We start from the raw sequence: 23,723 nt of genomic DNA, 5'->3' as shown, positions 1-23,723 counted from the left end.
CGACTGACGGCTGACAGAATCTGAAATCTGTCAGCTGTTATCTGTTATCTGAAATCTGTCAGTTGTCAGTTGTCAGTCGTGGGGCCGCCGCGGCTTTCGGTCACGCCTGCGCGTCGCGCCCCTGCGAGGGGTACCGGGGGAGGACCGCCATCACCCGGGTCCCGTTCTCCTTCGGGAGCCGGTTGACGGTGCAGCGCCCGCCGATCTCGGCCGCCCGGTCCGCCATCGACCGCAGGCCGACACCGGTCGTCGCACCCCGGTCCTCCGCCTCGGCCCCGTCGTCCTCGCCGGTGCCGGCACTGGCACTGGCACCGGCGTCGGCACTGGTGCTCGCTGCGTCCGGGGTCACGGCGGGGAGGGCCTGGAAGAGGCCGAGGCCGATCCCGTCGTCCTGGACGGTCAGCGTCAGGTTCGCGTCGTCCACCCGCAGCGTCACCTGGGCGTGCCGGGCCTGGGCGTGCCGCAGCACGTTGTTCAGCGCCTCGGCGGTGATCCGGTACGCGGCCACCTCGACGGCGGCGGGCAGCTCCGGCAGCGGGTCCGGCTGGAGCGCGGCGCTGACGGCGAGCCCGTCGCTGCTGAACGAGGACGCCAGGTGCTGCACGGCGCGGGTGAGGCCGAACTCGCCGAGCGGCGCGGGTCCGAGCCGGTCGGTGATCCGCCGCACCTCCTTGATCGCCATCGCGAGGTCGCCCGAGATGCCCTGCAGCGTCTGCGCGATCGCCTCCGGCCCCGTCCCCACCGCTGCGCCTGCGCCTGCGTCTGAACCTGCACCTGCACCTGCGCCTGCCGCCTCCGCGGCAGTGCCGCCCGCCGCCCCGGCCGCAGCCGAGGCCGCGTTGTCGACCCGCAGGCGCAGCCCGGCCAGCGCCGGCCCGAGCCCGTCGTGGATGTCCCGCCGCAGCCACCGCCGCTCCTCCTCGCGGGCCGCGACGATCTGCTCCCGGCTGGCCTGGAGGTCCTCCTGCAACCGCAGCGAGGCGACGGCCGGCGAGGCCTGGTCGGCGAGCGAGCGCAGGATGTCGACGTCACTGGGGTCCAGCTGCTCCTCGCCCGCCCGCAGCCCGACCGTCAACTCGCCGATCACCGCCCCGTTGTGGACCAGCTCGAAGTCCTGGACCGGCCCGTCCAGGCGCCCCACCGCCGCCAGCGACCGGCGCCCGGCCCGCGTGGTGACGGCCAGCGCCACACCCGGCAGCCGCAGCTCCTCCGCGACCGCCGTGCAGAGCGCGGACGGCAGCCGCTCCGGCTCGACCACCTGCCGGACCTGCCCGGCCAGCGTCCGCAGCACCTGGTAGGGCTGCGCGCGGTCGCCGTAGTAGAGCCGGTCCACCGCGCCCACGGCCCACCGCGCGGCCCGCGGCAGGCCCGCGCCCAGCACGAAGACCAGCGCGATCAGCACCAGCGCGGCGGCGCCCCGGCCCGGCACCAGCCAGCCGGACAGTACCGCCGCGCACACCACGAACACCAGGGTGAGCCCGGTGGCGAGCAGCAGTCCGGTCAGCACCGACCGGGCGGCGCGGTCCAGCCGCCACCCGCCGTCGCGCACCACCAGGAACGCCACGGCCACCGCCCAGACCGCGCCGGCCGCCGTGAACAGCGAGTAGCTCAGCCAGTACTCGTACTCGAACCGGCGCGTGTAGTAGTCCTGCATGCCCGCCCACAGCAGGTAGGCGCCCAGCATCCCGGCGACGTGCGCGCGCCGGCGGGGCGCCGTGCGCCGCAGCAGCCGCACCAGCAGCACGGCCGCGGCGATGCCGATCAGCAGGTAGTTGACCGGGTCGTAGAGGCCGTCCAGGCGGTCGTAGACCGAGCCGAAGAAGTTCGCGGGCGCGCTGTCGGCCAGCGGGTTGGGACGCCCGAAGACGGTCGTGCGGTCCAGGAAGGACATCGCGGCCGGCAGCACCCACAGCGTGACGGCGCCGATGTACCACCACCACCGGCGGGAGGCCAGCCGGGCGGCCGGCAGCCAGAGCGGCAGCACGTAGAACAGGGTCCCGCTGACGGTGTCGCACACCCCGCGGACCACCGCCGCCGCGCCCACGATGCCGGGGTCGGAGACCTCCACCCAGACGGGTGCCGCCGCCGCGCTCGGCAGCATGGACGTCAGCGCGTAGACGAGCATCACCCAACCGAGCGGATTTCCCGGCCGGTGGGCGTGCAGCAGCATCCCCGCCGCCGCCGTCGGCAGCGCGTAGAGCAGGATGGCCAACTGGTCCCTGGGCGCCTCGACGCCGGGGGCACCGAGGTGCACCAGGACGTAGCAGACCCAGAGGGTGGCGACCGCCAGGCAGAACGCGGTGACCGCCGCGGCGCCGGTGAGGTGGCGCTGCGCGGCGGTGCGGCGCGGCAGGGGCCCGGCAGGGGTGTGCGGCCGGGGACGGAAGGGAATCGCCGTGGTCATGGCACCGCCTAGGGACGGGTGGGAGGGGGCCCACTGACGACCGGTCGCCGTCCCGGGCGCGCTGAATCCAGTTTCGGCCTCCCGCAGTCCCGGGCGCATGGGGCAGCGGTCTTGTCCGCCCCGGCCGCCCGGCGGCCCGCCCGCCGCGCACCAGGTCACCGCGGGCCCGGCCACCAGGTACGTCACGGAAAGTCACGCCCGTATCGCTGGTAGTGTCGGCCAGGTGGATGAAGAACACCCCGCCGAAGACCCGCAGCGACCGGAGCCCCGGCCGGAGGACGAGTCGGCGGCCGCACCCGTGCGGGTGCTGATCGTCGACGACCACCCGCTGTTCCGGGAAGGCCTGAAGGCCGCCCTGGAGAGCGCCGAGGGCATCGTCGTCGTCGCCGAGGCCGAACGCGCCGGCGACGTACCGGAGGCGGTCGCCCGCCACCATCCCGACATGGTCGTGATGGACCTCTCGCTGCCGGACGGCTCCGGCCTGGAGGCCACCCGCCGGCTCTCCGCCGACCAGCCCGCCCCGCCGGTGCTGATGCTCACCATGGCGGACGACGACGGCAGCCTGCTCGCCGCCCTCCAGGCCGGGGCCCGCGGCTACCTGGTGAAGGGCGCGGGCCGCGAGGAGGTGCTGCACGCGGTGCGCACCGTCGCGGCCGGCGGCGCGGTGTTCGGCGCGGACGTCGCCGAGCGGATCACCACCCTGCTCGCCGGGGCCCGGGTCCGGGAGGCCGGCCAGCTCTTCCCGGCGCTCACCGCCCGCGAGGCCGAGGTCCTCGACCTGGTGGCCCGCGGACTGGACAACCGCCGGATCGCCCGGGAACTGGTGGTCGCGGAGAAGACGGTCCGCAACCACGTCACCCACATCTTCGAGAAACTGCACGTCGCGACCCGTGCGGAGGCCGTCGCCCGCGCCCGCGACATGGGACTCGGCGACGGCTGACCCGCACCCGCGCGGGCGCCCGCCGCCACCCCGGGCCGGGGCCGGAACCGGACCGCCGTCCCGCGCCGCCGGGACGGCAGGAGACGCAGGATGCGGGGGAGGAGGCCCTCATCATGAGCGAACCGGCCGCGACCCCGGCCGCCACCACACCGGCCCGGCACACCGCCGAGCCGACCACCCGGCCCGCCCGCCCGCACGGCCCGGCCGGCCCACCCGCCCGTACGGCACCCCCACCGCCCCGCCCGTCGGCCGCTCCCCGGCGCACCGTCCTCGGACCGGCGGCCTGGGCCTGTGTCGCGACACTGCTCAGCGGCCTCGGCTGGGTCCTGCTCGCCGTCACCCACCCGGACGCCCCCTGGACCGCCCCGTTCTACCTCCACGACGGCGAAACGGTCCTCCTCGGCTTCGCCTTCGCGCTCTCCGGGCTGCTCATCCTCGCCCACCGCGCCGCCCCCGCCCCCGACGGGACCGTCCCCGCCCCCGCCGCCGGACCGTCGGGCGCACCGCCCGCCGGCCGCAGCCTCGGCCGCTGCCTGCTCGCCGCCGGCCTCGGCGGCTGCCTCTCCCGCTTCACCCTCCTCCTCGCCGCCGTCACCGACGCCGGACCGGCGGTCGAAGCCCTCGGTGCGGCCCTGCTGCTCGTCTCCGTCGCCCTGTTCATCTTCGTCTCCGTCGCCCTCCCGCTCTGGCTGCCCGAAGGCCGACTGCCCGGCGGACCGGGCCGCGCCTACGTCGCGGCCGTCGCCCTGTGGAGCGCCGTCCACGCCTGCACCGTCCGCCTGAGCAGCCCGCTGCCCTACCACGGCGACGTCCTGGTACCGCCCGGACAGGGCCTGCCGCTGGACGAATGGCACGCCACCCTGGTCGCCTGGGGCCTGGTCGTCACCAGCCTCGCCGTCGCCGCCGTCCGCTGGCGGCGCTCCGCCCGCCCGCACCGCAGCGTCACCGCCGTCCTGGTGCCCTACCTCGTCTGGCTGATCACCACCAACATCGCGCTGCGGCTCGGCAGCTCGGAGAGCATCGCGGCGGTCGTCTACTTCGCCGGCTCCGCGCTGTGGATGCTCGGCGCCGTCGGCTACGCCTTCACCCGCGACCGCTCCCGCTACCTCGACCGGGCGACCCGCCGGATGCTCAGCGTCCTCGCCCTCACCGCCCTGCTGATCGCCGGCTACCTCGGCATCGCGCTGCTGCTGCGCCGCGCCCTGCCGCAGGCCAGCAGTGCGCCCGCGCAACTGCTCGCCGCCGGGGCGCTGGCCATCGGCGGACTGCTCGCACCCACCACCCGGTGGGTGGTGCGGGCCGTCGACCGCTTCTACTACGGCGACCGGGCCCGCCCCTACCAGGTGGTGCGGGCCCTGGCCGAGCGGCTGAGCCGGGCCGTCAGCCCCGCCGACGCACCGCCCCTGCTCTGCGACACCGTGGTGAACGCCCTCGGCCTGCCCGGCGCCCGGGTCGTCCTGCACACCCGCACCGGACCGCACGAGCTCGCCGCCGTCGGCACCCTCGGACCGGCCAGCCAGGTGTTCCCGCTCAGCTACGAGGGCGCGGTCATCGGCGACCTGTACGCGCCGCCGCGCACCGGCCAGCCCGAACTGGACGCCCAGGACCACGAGGTGCTGCGCTTCCTCGCCGACCAGGCCGCGCCCGCGATCGCCTCGCTGCGGATGTACGAGGAACTGCAGCGCGGGCGGCGACAGGTCGTGCTCGCCCGCGAGGAGGAGCGCCGGCGCCTGCGGCACGACCTGCACGACGGCCTCGGGCCCACCCTCTCGGGACTGCGGCTCGGCGTCGACACCGCGCGGGCCGCCGTGCCCGAGGACTCCCCGGCGGCCCGCTCGCTGGTCACCGTGTCGGCCGGGATCGGGCAGGCGATCGACGAACTGCGCCGGATCACCGAGGGGTTGGCGCCCGCCGCGCTGGCGGGGGAGGGGCTCGCGGTGGCGCTGCGACGGCTGGTCGCGGAGCTGGACGGCTCGCGGGTGCGGATGTCGCTGGTGCTGGACCCGGACCCGCCGCCCGCGCTGCCGGCCGCCGTCGAGGTGGCGGCGCTGCGGATCAGTGGCGAGGCGCTGCACAACGTGCTGCGCCACTCGGGGGCCGGCCGGGCCCGGCTGACGCTGCGGGTGCGGCCGGAGGCGGTGGTGCTGGAGATCTGGGACGACGGCTGCGGCTTCCCGGCCGGCCCGGCACGCCTGGCCGACCTGACGGACCCGGCCGATCCGGCCGATCCGGCAGCGCGGCATGCCGGTTCGGGTGTCGGGCTGCGCTCGATGGCCGAGCGGGCCGAGGAACTGGGCGGCCGGTTCACGACGGGCAACCACGACGGCGGCGCCGTCGTCCGGGCGGTGCTGCCCCGCACGCCCGAGCAGCCGCCGGTCGACGACTGACGGATTTCAGCTGACAGATAACAGATTTCAGATTCTGTCAGCTGTCAGTCGTCCCGCCGCCCCTTGACGGACTCCCGGCTTCGCTCAATCATCATGGTCGCGTCAACTTTTCGGTGCGACCGGCGGCCCCACACCCCCTCAGCATCCCTCCGCCGCCCGTGAAGTGACGCGTTTCCGTTCTGCCCCACCGGATACCGGAGCCTCCATTGACCGAGCGCGCCCCGCGGCGATCCCGCCTGCGCCGATCCGCCCTGTCCGCCGCTGCCGCCGTCACCCTCGCGGCCGCCTTCCTCGCCCCCGCCGCCTCGGCGGCACCCAAGGCCCCGGTGGCCCCCGCCGCACCGACGGTCGCCGCCGCCCCCGACATCCCGGTCGCCAACGTCAAGGCGCACCTGGTCCAGCTCCAGTCGATAGCCACCGCCAACGGCGGCAACCGGGCGCACGGCCGCCCCGGCTACAAGGCCTCGATCGACTACGTGAAGAGCAAGCTGGACGCGGCCGGCTACACCACCACCCTGAAGACCTTCAGCTACAACGGCTCGACCGGCTACAACCTCATCGCCGACTGGCCCGGCGGCGACGCCTCGCACGTCATCATGGCCGGCGCCCACCTCGACTCCGTCACCGGCGGCCCGGGCATCAACGACAACGGCTCCGGCTCGGCCGGCGTCCTGGAGACCGCCCTCGCCGTCTCGCGGGCCGGCCTGCAGCCCACCAAGCACCTGCGGTTCGGCTGGTGGGGCGCCGAGGAGTACGGCATGATCGGCTCCAAGAACTACGTCAACAGCCTTGGCGCCACCGAGCGTTCGAAGATCGAGACCTACCTCAACTTCGACATGATCGGCTCGCCCAACCCCGGCTACTTCACCTACCGCTACGACAGCGCGCTCGACGCCCTGTTCCGCAACTACTTCGCCGGCCTCGGCATCAGCACCGAGCAGGACTTCGAGGGCGACGGCCGCTCCGACCACGCCCCGTTCCAGAGCGCCGGCATCCGCGTCGGCGGCCTGTTCAGCGGCGCCGACTACACCAAGACCAGCGCCCAGGCGGCGAAGTGGGGCGGAACGGCGGGCCAGCCCTTCGACCGCTGCTACCACTCCTCCTGCGACACCACCGCCAACATCAACGACACCGCGCTGGACCGGATGAGCGACGCCATCGCGCACGCGATCTGGACCCTCGCCGCCGGCGACACCACGCCGCCCACCGGCACCGTCTTCGAGAACACCGCCGACGTCCAGATCCCCGACTACGGCTCGGCCGTGACCTCCGACGTCACCGTCACCGGCCGCACCGGAAACGCCCCGGCGGCGCTCCAGGTCGGCGTGGACATCAAGCACACCTATCGCGGCGACCTCGTCATCGACCTGGTCGCGCCGAACGGCACGAGCTTCCGTCTCAAGTCGTCCAGCAGTGACTCCGGGGCGAACGTGCAGACCACGTACACCGTGAACGCCTCCGCCGTCCCGGCCAACGGCACCTGGAAGCTCAAGGTCCAGGACGCGGGACCGCAGGACACCGGCTACATCGACAGCTGGAAGCTCACCTTCTGAACAATCCTTCCGGGGGTGCCGGTCCACCGACCGGCACCCCCGCAAGGCCTCCTACGGGGCCATCTCGTACGCGCCCGACAGCGCCTCGACCATGCCCCACACCTTCGCCGCCCGCGCACCGTCCGCGACCGGGCGGCGCACGTGCGCCAGCGCCCACTCCGCCTGGGCCTCGCTGGTGGACGCCTTGCCGTGCAGCTCGGTGGCGTGCGCGGAGAAGTCCCGCACCAGTGCGTCGAAGACCTGGTCCAGCAGGTCCGCGTCCAGCCCGGTGAGCGCCGCCTGCTCCAGCACCAGCTGCCCGTAGACGATCAGCGCGAACAGCTGGCCGATCTCCAGCAGGAAGTCCAGATCCGCCTGCTGCTCCGTGCTCGGTGCGTGGCTGAGCAGCAACTCGCAGAAGCCGTCGGCCTGTTCGCGGAACCGGGCGACGTTCGGCAGGTGTGCGTGCGCGTCGTAGGCGGCGCGCCAGTCGTGGAAGCGGATCGCGCCGAGGCCGCGGGCCGGGCCCTGCCGGAACAGGAACGCGTCGTCGGCGGCGTCCTGCCGGGTCGGCACGGGGGCGTACTCGGCCGGGTCGAACAGGTAGTTGGCCATGAACTTGAGGATCAGCGCCAGGTTGACGTGGACGGTGCCCTCCAGCTTCGGCAGGCCGCGGATGTCCTTGGCGGCCTTGTCGAAGTAGGTGTCCGCCTCGAAGCCCTTGGCCGCGATGACGTCCCACATGAGGTCGATGACCTTCTCGCCCTCGGTGGTGACCTTCATCTTGGTCATCGGGTTGAAGAGCAGGTAGCGGCGGTCCTCCGGGGAGGCGGTGCGGAAGTAGTCCACCGACCGCGCGGCGAACAGCTTCATGGCCACCAGGCGCGCGTAGGCGTCGGTCAACTCCCGTCGCACGTGCGGGAAGTCGGTGACCCGCTTGCCGTAGAGCACCCGGTTGTGGGCGTGCGTCACGGCCTCGTACATCGCGTGCTCGCAGATGCCGACGGAGGCGGTGCACAGGTTGAACTTGCCGACGTTGACGGTGTTCAGGGCGGCGTCGAAGGCCGCCTTGCCGGTGTGCAGGACGTCCTCGGCGCGCACCGGGTAGTCCTCCAGCCGGAACTCGCTGACGTACATCTGGGCGTTCACCACGTTCTTCACCAGGTGGTACGCCTCGTGGCGGCTGTCGGCGGCGAAGAAGACGTAGCCCTCCGGCCCCTCGACGTCCGAGCGGCGGCCGAACACCGAGACCAGGCCGGCGACGTTGCCGTTGCCGATGTAGTACTTGGAGCCGGTGGCGGTGAAGCCGCCCTCGCCGTCCGGGGTGAGGATCATGTCGGTGGAGTAGATGTCGGCGCCGTGGCCGCGCTCGGAGAGGCCGAACGCCATCACGTGGCCCTCCGTCAGGAGGCGGGCGGCGCGGGCCCGGACGGCCTCGTTCTCGCTCTGCCAGACCGGGCCGAGGCCCAGGATGGTGACCTGCCAGGTGTACCAGTAGCCGAGGCCGTAGAAGCCGAGGATCTCGTTCAGCTCGGCGATCCGGGAGGTGTCCCAGCGCTTGGCCGGGTCGGCGGCGGTGGGCGTCAGGAACTCGGCGAACAGCCCCTCCTTCGCGGCGAATTCGAGGAAGTCGGCGTACCAGGCGCGGTCGATGTAGGTGTCGATCAGCGCCTTCTTGCCGCGCGCTTCGAACCAGTCCACGGTCGCGCGCAGCAGCCGGCGGGTCGGCTCGTCGAACTGCGCGGGGTCGTAGGTGCGCGGGTTGAAGAGCATCGCGGGCTCCCGGGGGTCGAGGGTGAGGGGGTCGAGGGTGAGGGCGTGAGGCGGTGAGGCAGTGAGGGCGTGGGGCAGTGGGCGTGAAGCGGCGGGCGAGCTCAGCCGTCGGCGCCGCCGCGGCCGTCGGCCAGTTCGCGCAGGGTGGCGAGCACGTCGTCGAGCCAGGCGAGCGTCATCCGCTCGTACTCGATGCCGCCGCGCAGCACCACGTGCTGGAGCCGCTGTCCGGCGTCGAGTGCGCCCGGGCCCGCGGCGTCGGGGAAGTCGCGCCGCTCGCCGTGCAGGTAGCGGGCGAGCAGGGCGGCGTGGCCCTCCCGGTGGCGTTCGACCTCGGGGATCAGCGCGGCCGGGTCGTCGAAGGCCGCCGCCCGGATCCGGACGGCCAGCTCGTGCCGCACGGTCTCCGGTTCGACGGGCTCGCGCAGCCAGGCGGCGAGCGCCTCGCGGCCGGGCGGGGCCGCCGAGTACACCTTCTTGTCCGGCCGGCCGTCCTGGGCGACCTCCTCGGCGCGGACCCAGCCGTCCGCCTCCATCCGCCGCAGCACCCGGTAGATCTGCTGGTGGGTGGCGGTCCAGAAGCGGCCGATGGACCGGTCGAAGCGCCGGGCCAGTTCGTAGCCGGAGCCGGGCCGTTCCAGCAGCGAGACGAGGATCGCGTGCTCCAGTGCCATGCCCGGCATCCTGCTATGCAACGAATTGCATAGGCAAGGGCGGCCGGCGGTGGTGAGACGGAGGTCACCCGCCGGGACGGGTCGGGTGCGGAAGGGTAATGGCCCAGGTGAAAAGGTGCAAAACGGGCGAACGGCGCCAGAATGGTACTGGGCTAGAGCCCTCCATGTTCGAAACCTAGGAGGTGGTATCGGTGTCGACCCAAGCGCCGATGGGCATGGAGCACCATCCGGACATCGTCGAACTCCGGGAGCACTACGAGCGGGTCACCCTGACCCCGCGGGCCCAGGGCGTCGAGACCCTGGCCATCCTGGCCGGTCTGTTCCTGGCGGCCTCGCCATGGATCGTCGGCTTCACCGCGTTCAACACGCTCACCGTCACCTGCCTGATCGTCGGCCTCGCCTACTGCGTGCTGATGGCCGGCTACGGCTCGGCGTACGAGCGCACCCACGCACGGGCCTGGGCGGCGACCCTGCTCGGCGCGTGGACGATCATCTCCCCGTGGGTCGTCTCCGGTGAGGCGGACCGGGGCCGGAACATCGTCACCTGCCTGATCGCGGGCGGCGTCATGTTCCTGCTGGGACTCGCCGCCATCTCGATGGCCACGATGACGTCGAACGGAGCAGCGATGCGGCGCGGCCGGGCCGGCCGCGCGAGGGGCTGACGGCCACACCGGACAGCCCGGAACCCGGGGCGCGGAGGGCGGCAGCGCCGCTCCGCGCCCCGGGCGCGCGTTCCCGCCGGACAGCCGCTACGGCCGGGTCATCCGCAGCACGTCCAGCGCCTCGTCCAACTGCTCCACGGTGAGCTTCCCCTGCTCGACGTACCCGCGCTCCAGCACCACCTGACGGATGGTCCTGCGCTCGGCGAGCGCCTGCTTGGCGACCTTGGCCGCCTCCTCGTACCCGATGTACCGGTTCAGCGGGGTCACCACCGACGGCGAGGACTCCGCGTACTCCCGGGCCCGTTCGACGTTGGCCGTGACGCCGTCCACCGCCCGGTCGGCCAGCAGCCGGGCGCTGTTGGCGAGCAGCCTGACCGACTCCAGGACGTTGCGGGCGAGCACCGGCAGCATCACGTTGAGCTCGAAGTTGCCGCTCGCCCCGGCCACCGTGACGGTGGCGTCGTTGCCGATCACCTGGGCCGCGACCATCAGCACCACCTCGGGCAGCACCGGGTTGACCTTGCCCGGCATGATCGAGGAACCGGGCTGGAGGTCGGGCAGGTTGAGCTCGCCGAGGCCGGTGCGCGGGCCCGAGCCCATCCACCGCAGATCGTTCGCGATCTTGGTGAACCCGACGGCCACGGTGCGCAGCTGCCCGCTCAGCTCGACCAGGCCGTCGCGCGCGCCCTGCGCCTCGAAGTGGTCGCGGGCCTCGGTCAGCGGCAGCCCGGTGGTCCGCGCGACCTCCTCGATCACCGCCGCCGCGAACCCGGGCGGGGTGTTGATGCCGGTGCCCACCGCGGTGCCGCCGAGCGGCAGTTCGGCGACCCGGGGGAGGGTGGCCAGCAGCCGCTCCCGCCCGTGCCGGACCTGCGCCGCGTAGCCGCCGAACTCCTGGCCGAGGGTGACCGGCGTGGCGTCCATCAGGTGCGTGCGGCCCGCCTTGACGACGTCCGCGAACTCCGCCGCCTTGCGCTCCAGGGCCTCCGCCAGGTGCTCCAGGGCCGGGACCAGGTCCTGGCTGACGGCGGCGGTGGCGGCGATGTGGATCGAGGACGGGAAGACGTCGTTGGACGACTGGCTGGCGTTGACGTGGTCGTTGGGGTGGACGGGCCGGCCGAGGCGCTCGCTGGCCAGGGTGGCGATCACCTCGTTGGTGTTCATGTTGGACGAGGTGCCCGAGCCGGTCTGGAACACGTCCACCGGGAACTCGGCGTCCCAGCGGCCCGCCGCCACCTCCTCGGCGGCGGAGGCGATCGCGTCGGCGGTCTCCCGGTCCAGCACGCCGAGCCGGGCGTTGACCCGTGCGGCGGCGGCCTTGATCCGGGCCAGCGCGGCGATGTGCGCCCGCTCCAGGCGCTGGCCGGACACCGGGAAGTTCTCCACCGCCCGCTGCGTCTGGGCCTGCCACTTCGCCCGGGCGGGCACCCGGACCTCGCCCATCGAGTCGTGCTCGATCCGGTAGTCGCCGGACATCTGCTCGTCACCCATCGTGCGCTGCACCTCCTGAACGGTCCCGGCCGGGGCGCAGGCGACGGGGCCGCTCGGGCCCGGGTCCCCGCCCCGGGCCGGGTACGGCTTCCGCACACCACAGCCCCGCGCGGGCCCCGGGTATTTCCGGTGGCGGGCGGCGTCCCCCGGCTACCCCAGGACGGCGGAGACGACCTCGCCCGGCGCGGTGCCCGCCTTGACGACCTCGGTGCCGTCCGGAGCCCAGACGCCCGAGCCGCCCGAGGTCGCCGCGAACTCGCCGCTCGGCCCGGCGGAGGTGGCCAGCACCACCCAGACGCCGTTGTCCGCCGCGCGCGCCGGGTACCGGGCCGCCTTGGTGGCCAGCGACTCGGCGCCCGCCCCGTACAGCGTCGAGGCGACGTAGGCGTCCGCACCGAGCGCGACCAGGCGCTCCACGTGCCCGGGGTCGGCGGCGTCCGCGCAGATCGCCAGGCCCAGCCGCCGGCCGTCCAGCTCCAGGACGGCGGGCGCCTCGCCGGGGGAGAAGCGCTCGCCCTCCCTCCCGTACAGGTTGATCTTGCGGCAGACCACCGAGGCGCCCGCACCGGTGACGGCGAGCGTGGCGATGTGCTCGCGGCCGTCGGCCCCGGCCACCGGCGCGCCGACCAGGGCCGTGGCGCCGGTCCCGGCGCAGGCGGCGACCAGCGGCGCGAGCCGTCCGTCGGCCGGGTCGAGGGCGGGCGCGGCCAGGTCGTAGCCGGTGAGCGAGAACTCGGGGAACACCACCAGGCGGGCCGCCCCGGCCGCGCGGACGGCGGCGGCGTGCCGCTCGACGTTGACCGCGACGGTCTCGGGCCGCCCCGAGGGGTGGCAGGCGGGCTGGGCGACGGCGACGGCCAGGGGCGCGGGCACGGTGGGGCCTCCGGAGGCTGATCAGGGGCGGCGATCACGATCAACCTATGAGCCCACCGCGAAGTCCGGCAAGGTTCATTCCTTCGAGTGAAGATCGCCGGCGCTGCCGCAGGGCCCGGCCGACCGTTTCCGTACGCTCACCCGGGATCGGGGGAGACCACGGACACGCGGACACCAGGGGCGGGACATGACCTCGGCGCACCACCACCCTCTCAGCGGCGACAAGGACGGCTGGGGCGGCAGGGACGACAAGGACTCCAAGGACGGCAAGGACGGCAAGGACAGCAAGGACGGCAGGGGCGGCACCGGCGGCGGGGGCGGCAAGGCCCCCGGCCTCAGCCGGCGCCGCCTGCTCGGCGCCTCCGCCGCGCTCGGCGCCGGCGCCTGGCTGCTGAGCGGCACCGTCGGCCCGGACAGCGCCCTGGCCACCGCCCCCGCCCCGCCCGGTCTCCCCGCTGGCACCGAACCGTTCCAGCGGGTCTACCGGAACTGGTCCGGCGAGATCCGCACCGACCAGCTCTGGACCTGCGCCCCGCGCACCCCCGAGGAGGTCCCCGCGCTCGCCGACTGGGCCCGTGCCCACGGCTGGCGCCTGCGCGCCCAGGGCCACCGCCACACCTGGGCCCCGCTCACCGTCGCGGACGCCACCCCCGGCGCGGACCGCGTGCTGCTGCTCGACACCACCCGCCACCTCACCGCGATCACCGCCGACTCGCCCACCACCGTCCGCGCCCAGAGCGGCGCGACCATGGAGGCGCTGCTCGCCCACCTCGCCGAACGCGGCCTCGGCCTCACCGCCGTCCCCGCGCCCGGCGAACTCACCGTCGGCGGCGTGCTCGCGATCGGCGGCCACGGCACCGCCGTCCCCGCCGCCGGCGAGGCCCGCCCCGACGGGCACGGCTACGGCTCCGTCAGCAACCAGGTCGTGCGGCTGACCGCCGTCGTCCTCGACCCGGCCACCGACCGCTACACCCTGCGGACCTTCGAGCGCTCCGAGGCCGACAGCGCCGCCTTCCTGGTGCACGTCGGCCGGGCGTTCGTCACCGAGGCGGTGCTCCGGGCCGGCGCCGACCGGCCACTGCGCTGCGTCAGCCGACTGGACCTCACGGCCGACGAGCTCTTCGCCCGCCCCGGCGCGCAGCCCGCCCCGAAGCCGTCCCGCCCGCGCACCTTCGCCGACTTCGTCGAACGCGACGGCCGCGTCGAGGTGATCTGGTTCGCCTACACCGACCGGCCCTGGCTGAAGACCTGGAGCATCGCCCCGGACCGCCCCCTCGCCTCCCGCGCCGTCGACGAGCCCTACAACTACCCGTTCTCCGACTCCGTCCCGGAACCGGTCTCCCGGCTGGCCGGCGACCTCGTCTCCGGCACCTGGGGATCGGCCCCGCTGTTCGGCCGGCTCCAGTACCTGATCGCCAAGATCGGCCTCACCGGCGACCTCGCCGACGTCCTCCTCTCCGGCGGGCTGCTCCGCGAACTGCTCACCGGCGAGGTGCTCACCCACCTGCTCGCCGGCGGTCTGCGCTCCGACCTCTGGGGCCCCTCGCGCACCCTGCTCCACTACGTGCGCCCCACCACCCTGCGGCTCACCGCGAACGGCTACGCGATCCTCGCCCGGCGCGCCGACCTTCAGTGGGCGGTGGCCGAATTCGCCGACCGCTACCGGGAGTTGCTCGACGCCTACCGGGACCGCGGCGAGTTCCCGGTGAACGGCGCGGTGGAGATCCGGGCCACCGGCCTGGACGACCCGGCCTGGTGCGGGGTGCCAGGCGCCCGGCCGCCGCTGCTCTCCGTGCTGCGCCCGCGCCCCGACCGCCCCGAGTGGGACACCGCCGTCTGGATCGACGTACTCGGCTTCCCCGCCACGCCCGGGCTGCACCGCTTCGGCCGCGACCTCGAACAGGCGCTGCTGCGCTCCTTCGACGGCACCCGGGCCGGCCTGCGCGTCGAGTGGTCCAAGGGCTGGGCCTACACCGAGGACGCCGCCTGGGCCGACCCCGACGTCCTCGACCGGTTCGTCCCGGCCAGCCACCGCGCCGGCGGCGGCCCCGGCTGGGACGAGGCCGTCACCACCCTGGACCGCCACGACCCCCACCGGGTCTTCGGCAACCCGTTCCTGGACCGGCTCCTGAAGATCTAGTTCCTTCCGGAGCCGCACATCTGACGGGCAGTCAATTACCGATTCCTCAGACGTGCTCCATCACGATCACCGCGAGGGTGCCCGGGGCCAGCGCGCGGAAGATGTGGGGCGCGTCGCCGGGGTAGCTGACGTAGTCCCCCGGGCTCAGCTCGACGGGGTCCTCGGTCGGGCCGACCAGGGCGCGGCCTGCGCCCAGCAGGAGGTGCTCGATGGTGCCCGGCATGTGGGGGTCGGAGGCCCTGGTCTCGCCCGGCTCGGCGTCGATCCGGTAGATGTCGCGCCGGGCGCCCGGCGGACAGGAGGCGAGCAGGGTCGCGGCGTAGTCGGCCCGCTCGGAGTGGGTGACCGGTCCCTCGCCGGCCCGCACCACCCGGACCACCGGGCGCGGCGGGTCGACCAGCCGGCTGAACGGCACGTCCAGGGCGACGCCGAGCGCCCAGAGCGTCTCGACGCTCGGGTTGCCGGCGCCCGACTCCAGTTGCGAGAGCGTCGATTTGGCGATCCCCGCCCGGCGGGCCAGCTCGGCCATCGAGAGCCCGGCGCGCTCGCGCTCGCGCCGGATCGAGGCCGCGATCAGCTCGATCAGCTCGCCGCCGGAGGCGTTGGCGCCGTTGTGTCCACTCATCCGCGTTCGCTCCACACGCTCAGGCGTTCGCCTTGACGAACGACCCCTGTTCCGTTCACTCTACTGGACATGCGTTCGCTCATCCGAACCCTGGAACGTGCCACCCTCCGCGACATCGCCCTGGTCTGCCTCGCGGACGCCCTGGTCGGCGCCTCGTTCGGGGCGATCTCCGTCTCCGGCGGCCTCCCGCTCTGGGTGCCCGTCGCCATGTCCCTGCTCGTCTTCGCCGGAGGCTCGCAGTTCGCCGCCGTCGGCGTCGTGCTCTCCGGCGGCGGCGCGCTCGCCGCCGTCGTCACCGGCCTCGTCCTCAACGCCCGCCTGCTGCCCTTCGGCTTCACCGTCGCCGACGCGCTGGACGGCCCGCGCTGGCGACGGCTGCTCGGCGCCCAGCTGCTGACCGACGAGTCCGCCGCGTTCACCCTGATGCAGCCCGACCCGCGACGGCGCCGGGCGGCGTACTGGGTCTGCGGCCTCGCCCTGTTCGTCATCTGGAACGTCTCCGTCGTGGTCGGCGCGGTCGCCGGCGGGCTGATCGGCGACACCGACGCCCTGGGCCTGGACGCCGCCTTCCCCGCCGTGCTGCTCGCCCTCGTCCTGCCCGCACTCGGCGACCGCCGCACCCGCCTCGCCGCCCTGCTCGGCTCCGCCGTCGCCGTGGCCGCCACACCCTACGTCCCGGCGGGCCTGCCGGTGCTGCTCGCCCTCGTCGGACTGCTGTTCGCAGGCCGCCCGGCGACTCCGGCGTCGACTGCAGCCGCGCCCGGGGTCGAACCCGAGGCCGGACCCGGGACCGGGACCGGACCCGGGACCACGGCGGAGACCGGGACCGCGCCCCTCGCCAAGGAGGCCCACTGATGCCCCTGACCGCCATCCTGCTGCTGGCCGCCGGCACCTACGCGTTCCGCCTCGCCGGCCCGCTGTTCGGTGACCGGCTCACCGTCTCCGACCGCCTGCGCCACCTGCTCGCCGTCGCCGCCGCCGTGCTGCTGGTCGCCCTGGTGGCCACCGGCGCGCTCACCCAGGGCCACGGCTTCGCCGGGTGGGCCCGGCCGGCCGGCGTCCTGGTCGCGGGCGTCCTCGCGCTGCGCCGCGCGCCGTTCCCGGCCGTGGTGGTCGCGGCCGCCGCGACCACGGCGCTGCTCCGCCTCTGCGGCGTCGACTGACGAGCCGTCCGTCAGCCGTCCGTCAGCCGTTGCCGCAGCCGTCACCGTCGCTGCCGCCGCCGCTGCTGACGTCACCGCCGCCGTCGCCCCCGGCCGCCGCGAGCCGCTCCCGCTGCACCTCGGGCCGCTTGCTGTCCCACAGCAGCTCCCACACCTTGAACACGCAGTGGTAGTCCCGCATGCTCCCCTGGGTGATCAGCAGATAGCTGTCGCCGTCCCGAAGCAGCCGTCGCCGCCGCCCGTTGAACGGGTGCTTCGGGGTGTACGTCGGGACGATCCGCCGCAGCTCGGCCAGCGCGTCCTCCCGCGTCCCCTCCACCTCGGCGAGCACCTCGGCGCCCCAGATCCGGTCGTCCCCGATGCCCTGGGTCTCCTGCACGACCACGGCCCACCGGCCCACGGCCACCACCACCCTCACCCCTCGTCCCGCGCGGCCCCGTCCGGCAGCGCCTTGTAGAAGACCGTCGTCGCGCGCGGCACCCCGGCCGGATCGGTCGCGAAGTCCGGCACCGTGCCGACCCTGGTCCAGCCCGCCGCCGCGTACATCCGCTCGGCGGGGCTGTCCGTCTCGGTGTCCAGCACCAGCGTCCGCAGCCCGAGCTCACCGGCCGCCGACTCCAGGGCCGCGAGCAGCCGGCCGGCCAGCCCCTGCCCCCGGTCCGCCCGGTGCACCATCAGTTTGGCGACGTCCGCCCGGTGCCGGCCGTTGTCCGTCGCCGCCGGACGCAACTGCACCGTCCCGGCGATCCGGCCCTCCCCGGGCGTCTCGGCCACCCAGACCAGCAGCCGGCCCGCCTCGACGTCCGGGGCCAGCGCCCGCCACCAGCCCGCCGCCGCGGCCCGGTCGAGCGGGGCGAGGAAACCGATCGAGGCCCCGCCGTCGACGGTGTCCGCCATCAGCCCGCCCAACCGCTCCGCCGCCCCCTCGCGCAGTTCCCGTGCCGACAGCGGCCGGACTGTGTACATGCTCACTCCTTCGCACCAGGGCCGGCCGGGACCGGGTGCGCCATACTCGCCGGTACTCAACGCCGCGACGGTTCGCACCCGCCGAGACTACAAGGAGCTTCAATGGCGAAGCCGACCAGGACCGACCCCGCCGACCTGCTCGCCGTCGGTGACCTGCTCACCGACGAGGAGCGCCTCGTCCGCGACACCGTCCGCCGGTTCGCCGACGACCGGATCCGCCCGCACATCGGCGACTGGTTCGAACGCGGCGTCTTCCCCGCCCGTGAACTGGCCCCCGAACTCGGCGCCCTCGGCGTGCTCGGCATGCACCTCGACGGCTACGGCTGCGCCGGCTCCGGCGCCGTCGCCTACGGGGTGGCCTGCATGGAACTGGAGGCCGCCGACTCCGGCCTGCGCAGCTTCGTCTCCGTCCAGGGCTCGCTGGCCATGCGCGCCATCCACGCCTTCGGCTCCGAGGAGCAGAAGCAGCGCTGGCTGCCCGGCCTCGCCGCCGGCCGGCTGATCGGCTGCTTCGCCCTCACCGAACCGGACTTCGGCTCCGACCCCGCCAACATGCGCACCCGCGCCCGCCGCAAGGGCGCCGGCGAGAGCGCGGACTGGGTGCTGTCCGGCTCCAAGATGTGGATCACCAACGGCGGGATCTCCGACGTCGCGGTCGTCTGGGCGCAGACCGAGGACGGCGTGCGCGGCTTCCTGGTCGAACCCGGCACGCCCGGCTTCACCACCGCCGACGTGCCCGGCAAGCTCTCCCTGCGCGCCTCGGTGACCAGCGCACTCGCCTTCGACGACGTCGTGCTGCCCGCCGACGCCGTCCTGCCCGGTGTCACCGGCCTGCGCGGACCGCTCTCCTCCCTCAACGAGGCCCGCTACGGCATCCTCTGGGGCACCGTCGGCGCCGCCCGCGACTGCTACACCGCCGCCCTCGACTACGCGAAGAGCCGCGTCCAGTTCGAGCGCCCGATCGCCGCCTTCCAGCTCACCCAGCAGAAGCTCGTCGAGATGATGCTGGAGGTCGAGAAGGCCTACCTGGTCGCGCTGCGCATCGGCCGGCTCAAGGAGGAGGGCGCGGCCCGTCCGGCGCACATCAGCTTCGGCAAGCTCAACAACGTCCGCGCCGCCCTGGAGATCGCCCGCAGCGCCCGCACCGTGCTCGGCGCCAACGGCATCACCACCGCCTACCCGGTCCTGCGGCACGCCAACAACCTGGAATCGGTGCTCACCTACGAGGGCACCAGCGAGATCCACACCCTCGTCCTCGGCGAGGCCATCACCGGCGAGTCCGCCTACCGCTGACCCGCCCCGACCCCGCAACGACCCCGCTCCGACCCCGCTCCGACCCCGCTCCGACCCCGCTCCGACCCCGCTCCGACCTCCTCCCACCACCGAAAACCGGTACCGCCGCCGGGCCGTTCACGGTTAGCGTCCTCCCCATGAACGGCCCGACGACCCAGCCCGCCACCGCCCCCGCCACCACGACGCTCTGGCGGCCGACCGGTCCCGAGGAGCTGGCCCTCGTCGAGGCCGCCGACCGGCGTGCCTGGCCGCCGCGCCTGCCCGATCAGCCGATCTTCTACCCGGTGCTGAACGAGGACTACGCGATCCGCATCGCCCGCGACTGGAACGTCCCCGCCTCCGGCGTCGGCTACGTCACCCGCTTCGAGGTCGACACCGCCTTCCTCGCCCGCTACCCCGTGCGCCAGGCCGGCGGCCGCACCATCCTCGAACTCTGGGTCCCCGCCGAGGAACTGCCCGAGTTCAACCGCCATCTGGTCGGCCGCATCGAGGTGGTCCACGAGTTCCGGCCCCGGCCGTGACGGGCGGGGCCCGGGCCGGTGCGGCCCGGACCGCTCCGGTCCTGCTGACCTCGGCCCAGGCGACCGGCACCACCGCGCTGCTCACCGCGGCCGCCGCCGCCCGCGGACTGGCCACCGCCGCCCTGACCGGCCCCGACACCGTCGACCGGCCGGCCGGCCGGCCCGTCCACTGGTACGGCGGACCACTCGCCGCCGCCGAGATCGCCGACCGCCTCGCCCTGGCCCCGCTCGAACCGGCCGACGACTGGCTCGCCACCCTGCCCGAGGAGTTCACCGGCCGCCGCATCGAACTCACCACCCTCGCCGAGGCGTGGACGCTGCGCCGCCCGGCGTTCGTCAAACCGCCCGCCGACAAGTCGCTCCCACCCGCCGTCTACGCCGACGGCAGCCGCCTGCCGCGCACCGGCGAGCGGATCGGCCCGGACACCCCCGTCCTGGTCAGCGACCCGGTGACGTTCGGCACGGAGTACCGGCTCTTCGTCCTCGACGGCACCGTCCGCACCGGCAGCCGCTACGCCCGCTTCGGCCGGCTCGACCCCGGACCGCTCACCGCGGCGGCCGTCGCCTTCGCGCGAAGGCTGCTCGCCGCCGTCGGAGGGAGCCTGCCCAGCGCCGTCGCCCTCGACGTCGGCACGCTGCTCGACCCGTACGACCCCGGCGAGCGGTGGGCGGTGGTCGAGGCCAACCTGCCGTGGTTCGCCCACTGCTACGCCGCCGACCCGGCGCGCGTCCTGGACGTCGTGCTGCGCGCGGCCGGACCGGCCGCCGCGCTGCGGGCCGCCGACCGCCGCTTCGTGCGCTCCGCCGCAGGCCACCGGCCGTAGCGGGAAGTCCGGACGCCGGTCGCGGCGGGGGAGTCCGGACGCCGCCCGGCCATCCCGGCTTCCCCTCCAGGACACCTGGCGGTCCGGCGGGGCGTGAAGCATGGCGCGGTCGCCGCCGCCCGCCCCGGTGCGGGCACGGCCGGCGCCCGCACCGTGAAAGGAACCGCCCCCTCATGTCCACACCGCCGCTGCCGCACCCCCGGGTCCTCGTCGTCGGGATCGACGGCGTCCGGTACGACCTGCTGGAGCAGGTCCCGATGCCGAGGCTCGCGGAGGTCGCCGAGGCCGGCTTCCTGGCTCCCGTGACGGTCGCGGACTCCACGCCCACCATGTCCGGCCCCTGCTGGGCCACCATCGTCACCGGCGTCGAGCCCGCCAAGCACGGCGTGTGGGGCAACCACCTGGGCGGCAACCGGCTCGACGTCTTCCCCGACTTCACCACCCGGCTGGCCCGCGGCGACCGGCGCCGCACCTTCGCCGCCGCCGGCTGGGACCCGCTGGTCCTCGCCGAGTCCGGCGGGCCGCTGTTCCGCGCACCCGGCCGGCTCTGCTACGTCGCCCCCGCCGAGGACACCCCCGAGGCCTGGGAGGACGTCGACGAGGAGATCACCCGGGAGGCCGTCGACGTCCTGCGCGACACCGACCCCGAGGCGTCCTTCGTCTACCTCGGCGCCGTCGACGAGACCGCCCACTTCCTCGGCTGCGGCGAGGAGTACCGCGCCGCGATGCGGGCCGCCGACGAGCGCCTCGGCCGACTGCTGGACGCGCTGCGCGCCCGGCCCGGGTACACCGAGGAGGCCTGGACGGTCATCGTCGTCACCGACCACGGCCACGTCGACAGCGGCGGCCACGGCGGACGCACCCCCGAGGAGCGCACCGCCTGGGTCGCCTGTGCCGGACCGGGCATCCCCGCCGCCCCGCCCGTCGGCGAGATCCGCCACCCCGACATCGCCGCCCAGGTCTACGCCTCGCTCGGCCGCCCGATCGACCCGCACTGGACCCTGGACGGCCGGCCCTTCCCGCTCGCCGTCCCCGCCCCCGCGGGGCTCTGACACCCGGCGCACAAGCACCCGGCAGTATCCGGCGACCGGGTGGCCGCCGCACCCGCCGGCACCCGGGCGGGTGCGGCCGGGCTGCGCCCGGGGCCGGACCGGGCCAGGCTCGACCAGGGGGAACCCCGAGGCCGGCCGGGCGCGCGTACGCCTCAAGGCGGAGGACCCATCCCCCCAAGGGCGACGGAAGGTCAGGACCTGCCGACGACGATCCGGCCCCCGGCGGGCACCAGGATGGAGCCACACCGGGAAACCGGCCCCGGAGCCGGGAGACGGGCACCGGGGGACGGGCGCCGGACGCCGGACGCACGGTGACACACACACGGGAGAGGACAGGCGGGCATGAACGGCATCGCGGGCAAGATCGCACTCGGAGTGGCGGGCACCGGAATGGCCGTGGCCGTCGCCGCCGTGGTGGCGGGGCCGAGGGTCGCCGAGTGGTACGACGGCCGGCACCAGGAGCAGTCCAGCTACGCCACCGGCAGCGCGGCCAAGGCCGACCACCGCGCGGTGCCGGCCTGGCTGCCCGACAACGCCTCCTCCGTCCGCTACCTGATGTCCACCACCCGCGACGACCGCCTGCTGACCGCCACCCTCCCCGAGGGACGGCTGCCCGCCGGCTGCCGGACCGGCGAACCCGGCAAGGGCAGCCACCCGGTGCCGGCCCCGCTCAGGGCGGGCTGGTTCCCGGAGGGCATCACCACCAAGGCCACCGGCACCTGCGGCCACTACCGCGTCGCGCTGAGCGGCAACCAGCTCTACGCCTGGCAGGACGGCGCCGCCGTCCAGGCCGCCCTGCGGGCCGAACGGCTCGCACGCTGAGACGCCGTCACCGGGGCCCGGCCGCCCCCCGGCTGTCGGCGGCCCCGGGGGCTGGGGTAGGACGGAGCGAGCACGACCTCCGTGCCCGTTCCGAGAGGAGCCCCATGCCTGGTCCGACCGCCGGCTCTGCCGGTGACACGTCGACCGCCTCCACCACCCCCGCCGACCCCGCCACCACCGGCACCGGTCCCACCGGCACCGACCCCGCCGGTATCACCGACGCCGCTACCGCCGCCACCGCCGCCGTCACGGCCAAGGAGCGGACCGGCGGCGACACCGTCGGCCGAGCCACCATCGTCGTCCTCGGCGGCCTGGTCGCCCTCGGCCCGCTCACCACCGACCTCTACCTGCCCGGCCTGCCCGCGATCGCCGACGACCTCGCCGCCGAACCGGCCGCCGTCCAGCTCACCCTCACCTTCTCGATGTTCGGCGTCGCCGCCGGACAGCTGCTCTTCGGACCGCTCAGCGACCGCTTCGGCCGCCGCCCGCCGCTGCTCGCCGGACTCGTCGTCTACACCCTCGCCAGCGTCGCCTGCGTGGTCGCGCCCAACCTGGCCGTGCTGATCGCCGCCCGCTTCGTCCAGGGCGCCGCGGGCGCCGCCGGACTGGTCATCGGACGCGCCGTCGCCCGCGACCGCTTCGAGGGCGTCGCGATGATCCGCTTCCTCGCCTCGATCACCCTGATATCCGGCCTCGCCCCGATCCTCGCCCCGCTGTTCGGCGCCCAACTGCTGCGCTTCACCTCCTGGCGCGGCACCTTCGGCGCCCTGGCCGCGCTCGGACTGCTGCTCACCCTGGTGGCCTTCGGTGCGCTGCGCGAAACCCTCCCGGCGTCCGCCCGGCGCGGCGGCGGCCTGGCCACCACGATGCGCACCATGGGCGGGCTGCTGCGCGACGTGCCGTTCCTCGGCCTGCTGCTGACCAGCACCTTCGCCTTCGGCGCGCTGTTCGGCTACATCAGCGGCTCCTCGGTGGTGCTTCAGCACGTCTACCACGTGTCGCCGCAGACCTACAGCCTGCTGTTCGGGCTCAACTCGGTGGCCATCGTGGCGTCCACCCAGGTGAACGGGCGGCTGCTCGCGCCCCGGTTCTCCGCCGCCACGCTGATGCGTGCCGGCCTGGCGGTGCTGATCGCCGCAGGAACGTTCCTGTTCCTGGCCACCGCCGTCTGGGACCTCGGGCTGGTCGCCTTCTGCGGTTCGCTGTTCGTGATGATGGCCGGGCTCGGCATCGTCCTGCCGAACTCGGCCGCCCGGGCGCTCAGCATGGTCTCGCCGCAGGCCGCCGGTTCCGCCTCGGCCCTCCTCGGCACCGGCAACTTCCTCTGCGGCGCCGTCGTCGCTCCGCTCAGCAGCCTGGGCGGGAGCCCGTCGGCGGTGCTGCTCGCGGTCGTCGTGCTCGGCTGCGCGCTGCTCGCGGCGGTGTCCTACCTGCTGCTCCTGCGGCCGGGCAGGCCGGGACGGACGGGGCGTACGGCCCCGGAGCCGGCCGCCGCGTAGTCGGCCGCCTCCGCGACGGGCCCGCCGAGCGGGTGCCGAGCGGGCGGTTGAACGGGCCGCCGAACGGGCCCCGCCGGGGTGC

General features: G+C 74.6%; 21 protein-coding genes. 13 read left to right on the top strand and 8 right to left on the bottom strand.

What is annotated here, in order from left to right; translation table 11 throughout:
- Positions 1-100: 100 nt before the first annotated feature.
- On the bottom strand, positions 101-2,404 hold the full coding sequence (locus ACFU74_RS24600; protein ID WP_380760319.1) for a sensor histidine kinase: 2,304 nt from the start codon (positions 2,402-2,404) through the stop codon (positions 101-103).
- Positions 2,405-2,702: 298 nt separating this feature from the next.
- Here ACFU74_RS24600 and ACFU74_RS24595 point away from each other — a divergent pair, with 298 nt between their 5' ends.
- The 3 genes from ACFU74_RS24595 (at position 2,703) to ACFU74_RS24585 (ending at position 7,284) form a co-directional block, all read left to right on the top strand.
- Complete coding sequence (locus ACFU74_RS24595) at positions 2,703-3,344, top strand: response regulator (protein ID WP_380760322.1); 642 nt, start codon at positions 2,703-2,705, stop codon at positions 3,342-3,344.
- Positions 3,345-3,457: 113 nt separating this feature from the next.
- Complete coding sequence (locus tag ACFU74_RS24590; protein ID WP_380760317.1) at positions 3,458-5,731, top strand: ATP-binding protein; 2,274 nt, start codon at positions 3,458-3,460, stop codon at positions 5,729-5,731.
- 206 nt (positions 5,732-5,937) lie between these two features.
- Entirely contained in the window at positions 5,938-7,284 is a 1,347-nt protein-coding gene (locus ACFU74_RS24585) for a M28 family metallopeptidase (protein ID WP_380760315.1), read from the top strand.
- A gap of 51 nt (positions 7,285-7,335) precedes the next feature.
- On the opposite strand, the gene ACFU74_RS24580 is transcribed toward ACFU74_RS24585, so the two are convergent.
- Positions 7,336-9,036 (bottom strand): acyl-CoA dehydrogenase family protein, encoded by a 1,701-nt coding sequence (locus tag ACFU74_RS24580; RefSeq protein ID WP_380760313.1) that lies wholly within the window; start codon positions 9,034-9,036, stop codon positions 7,336-7,338.
- Between the two features lie 101 nt (positions 9,037-9,137).
- Positions 9,138-9,710, bottom strand: a complete 573-nt coding sequence (locus tag ACFU74_RS24575) for a PadR family transcriptional regulator (RefSeq protein WP_380760311.1) — start codon at positions 9,708-9,710, stop codon at positions 9,138-9,140.
- 191 nt (positions 9,711-9,901) lie between these two features.
- Here ACFU74_RS24575 and ACFU74_RS24570 point away from each other — a divergent pair, with 191 nt between their 5' ends.
- Positions 9,902-10,372 (top strand): SPW repeat protein, encoded by a 471-nt coding sequence (locus ACFU74_RS24570; RefSeq protein WP_380760309.1) that lies wholly within the window; start codon positions 9,902-9,904, stop codon positions 10,370-10,372.
- An 87-nt stretch (positions 10,373-10,459) separates the two neighbouring features.
- Here the strand turns inward: ACFU74_RS24570 and ACFU74_RS24565 are convergent, their stop codons facing one another.
- Together ACFU74_RS24565 and ACFU74_RS24560 are read right to left on the bottom strand one after the other, a co-directional pair.
- Positions 10,460-11,863, bottom strand: a complete 1,404-nt coding sequence (locus ACFU74_RS24565) for a class II fumarate hydratase (RefSeq protein WP_380760307.1) — start codon at positions 11,861-11,863, stop codon at positions 10,460-10,462.
- Positions 11,864-12,013: 150 nt separating this feature from the next.
- A complete protein-coding gene (locus ACFU74_RS24560; protein WP_380760305.1) occupies positions 12,014-12,736 on the bottom strand; it encodes a carbon-nitrogen hydrolase family protein in 723 nt (240 codons plus the stop codon).
- A 187-nt stretch (positions 12,737-12,923) separates the two neighbouring features.
- Here ACFU74_RS24560 and ACFU74_RS24555 point away from each other — a divergent pair, with 187 nt between their 5' ends.
- Entirely contained in the window at positions 12,924-14,876 is a 1,953-nt protein-coding gene (locus ACFU74_RS24555) for a cholesterol oxidase substrate-binding domain-containing protein (protein ID WP_380760303.1), read from the top strand.
- 46 nt (positions 14,877-14,922) lie between these two features.
- Here ACFU74_RS24555 and ACFU74_RS24550 read toward each other — a convergent pair whose 3' ends face one another.
- A complete protein-coding gene (locus ACFU74_RS24550) occupies positions 14,923-15,501 on the bottom strand; it encodes a helix-turn-helix domain-containing protein (protein ID WP_380760301.1) in 579 nt (192 codons plus the stop codon).
- 69 nt (positions 15,502-15,570) lie between these two features.
- Here ACFU74_RS24550 and ACFU74_RS24545 point away from each other — a divergent pair, with 69 nt between their 5' ends.
- A complete protein-coding gene (locus ACFU74_RS24545) occupies positions 15,571-16,356 on the top strand; it encodes an AzlC family ABC transporter permease (RefSeq protein ID WP_380760299.1) in 786 nt (261 codons plus the stop codon).
- Positions 16,356-16,664 (top strand): AzlD domain-containing protein, encoded by a 309-nt coding sequence (locus ACFU74_RS24540; protein ID WP_380760297.1) that lies wholly within the window; start codon positions 16,356-16,358, stop codon positions 16,662-16,664. Before ACFU74_RS24545 ends, ACFU74_RS24540 begins: the two co-directional genes overlap by 1 nt.
- A gap of 22 nt (positions 16,665-16,686) precedes the next feature.
- Here ACFU74_RS24540 and ACFU74_RS24535 read toward each other — a convergent pair whose 3' ends face one another.
- Positions 16,687-17,076 carry a hypothetical protein gene (locus tag ACFU74_RS24535; RefSeq protein ID WP_380760294.1) on the bottom strand — a complete coding sequence of 130 codons (390 nt, stop codon included), beginning with the start codon at positions 17,074-17,076 and terminating at the stop codon, positions 16,687-16,689.
- A gap of 2 nt (positions 17,077-17,078) precedes the next feature.
- The gene (locus tag ACFU74_RS24530; protein WP_380760292.1) at positions 17,079-17,630 is read right to left on the bottom strand and encodes a GNAT family N-acetyltransferase; all 552 of its coding nucleotides are present in this window, start codon (positions 17,628-17,630) and stop codon (positions 17,079-17,081) included.
- Positions 17,631-17,732: 102 nt separating this feature from the next.
- Between ACFU74_RS24530 and ACFU74_RS24525 the strand changes: the two genes are divergently transcribed.
- The 6 genes from ACFU74_RS24525 (at position 17,733) to ACFU74_RS24500 (ending at position 23,641) form a co-directional block, all read left to right on the top strand.
- A complete protein-coding gene (locus ACFU74_RS24525; protein WP_380760290.1) occupies positions 17,733-18,923 on the top strand; it encodes an acyl-CoA dehydrogenase family protein in 1,191 nt (396 codons plus the stop codon).
- Between the two features lie 137 nt (positions 18,924-19,060).
- Complete coding sequence (locus ACFU74_RS24520) at positions 19,061-19,444, top strand: ADP-ribosylation/crystallin J1 (RefSeq protein ID WP_380760288.1); 384 nt, start codon at positions 19,061-19,063, stop codon at positions 19,442-19,444.
- A complete protein-coding gene (locus tag ACFU74_RS24515) occupies positions 19,441-20,268 on the top strand; it encodes an ATP-grasp domain-containing protein (RefSeq protein ID WP_380760286.1) in 828 nt (275 codons plus the stop codon). The genes ACFU74_RS24520 and ACFU74_RS24515 overlap by 4 nt, the downstream gene beginning before the upstream one ends.
- A 173-nt stretch (positions 20,269-20,441) precedes the next feature.
- The gene (locus ACFU74_RS24510; RefSeq protein WP_380760284.1) at positions 20,442-21,320 is read left to right on the top strand and encodes an alkaline phosphatase family protein; all 879 of its coding nucleotides are present in this window, start codon (positions 20,442-20,444) and stop codon (positions 21,318-21,320) included.
- A gap of 342 nt (positions 21,321-21,662) precedes the next feature.
- On the top strand, positions 21,663-22,142 hold the full coding sequence (locus ACFU74_RS24505; RefSeq protein ID WP_380760282.1) for a hypothetical protein: 480 nt from the start codon (positions 21,663-21,665) through the stop codon (positions 22,140-22,142).
- Positions 22,143-22,246: 104 nt separating this feature from the next.
- Positions 22,247-23,641, top strand: coding sequence for a multidrug effflux MFS transporter (locus tag ACFU74_RS24500; protein WP_380760280.1), 1,395 nt, complete (start codon positions 22,247-22,249; stop codon positions 23,639-23,641).
- The last annotated feature ends 82 nt before the right edge of the window (positions 23,642-23,723 follow it).

The organism is Kitasatospora sp. NPDC057500, assembly GCF_042802195.1.
GTDB lineage: Bacteria > Actinomycetota > Actinomycetes > Streptomycetales > Streptomycetaceae > Kitasatospora.
This window is presented reverse-complemented; position numbering and strand designations above follow the sequence as displayed.

Coding starts and splice junctions, on each gene's coding strand:
- ACFU74_RS24590 (WP_380760317.1), top strand. CDS start 3,458: ATGAGCGAACCGGCCGCGACCCCGGCCGCCACCACACCGGCCCGGCAC.
- ACFU74_RS24540 (WP_380760297.1), top strand. CDS start 16,356: ATGCCCCTGACCGCCATCCTGCTGCTGGCCGCCGGCACCTACGCGTTC.
- ACFU74_RS24510 (WP_380760284.1), top strand. CDS start 20,442: ATGTCCACACCGCCGCTGCCGCACCCCCGGGTCCTCGTCGTCGGGATC.
- ACFU74_RS24500 (WP_380760280.1), top strand. CDS start 22,247: ATGCCTGGTCCGACCGCCGGCTCTGCCGGTGACACGTCGACCGCCTCC.
- ACFU74_RS24525 (WP_380760290.1), top strand. CDS start 17,733: ATGGCGAAGCCGACCAGGACCGACCCCGCCGACCTGCTCGCCGTCGGT.
- ACFU74_RS24530 (WP_380760292.1), bottom strand. CDS start 17,630: ATGTACACAGTCCGGCCGCTGTCGGCACGGGAACTGCGCGAGGGGGCG.
- ACFU74_RS24550 (WP_380760301.1), bottom strand. CDS start 15,501: ATGAGTGGACACAACGGCGCCAACGCCTCCGGCGGCGAGCTGATCGAG.
- ACFU74_RS24580 (WP_380760313.1), bottom strand. CDS start 9,036: ATGCTCTTCAACCCGCGCACCTACGACCCCGCGCAGTTCGACGAGCCG.
- ACFU74_RS24545 (WP_380760299.1), top strand. CDS start 15,571: ATGCGTTCGCTCATCCGAACCCTGGAACGTGCCACCCTCCGCGACATC.
- ACFU74_RS24575 (WP_380760311.1), bottom strand. CDS start 9,710: ATGGCACTGGAGCACGCGATCCTCGTCTCGCTGCTGGAACGGCCCGGC.
- ACFU74_RS24565 (WP_380760307.1), bottom strand. CDS start 11,863: ATGGGTGACGAGCAGATGTCCGGCGACTACCGGATCGAGCACGACTCG.
- ACFU74_RS24520 (WP_380760288.1), top strand. CDS start 19,061: ATGAACGGCCCGACGACCCAGCCCGCCACCGCCCCCGCCACCACGACG.
- ACFU74_RS24555 (WP_380760303.1), top strand. CDS start 12,924: ATGACCTCGGCGCACCACCACCCTCTCAGCGGCGACAAGGACGGCTGG.
- ACFU74_RS24505 (WP_380760282.1), top strand. CDS start 21,663: ATGAACGGCATCGCGGGCAAGATCGCACTCGGAGTGGCGGGCACCGGA.
- ACFU74_RS24600 (WP_380760319.1), bottom strand. CDS start 2,404: ATGACCACGGCGATTCCCTTCCGTCCCCGGCCGCACACCCCTGCCGGG.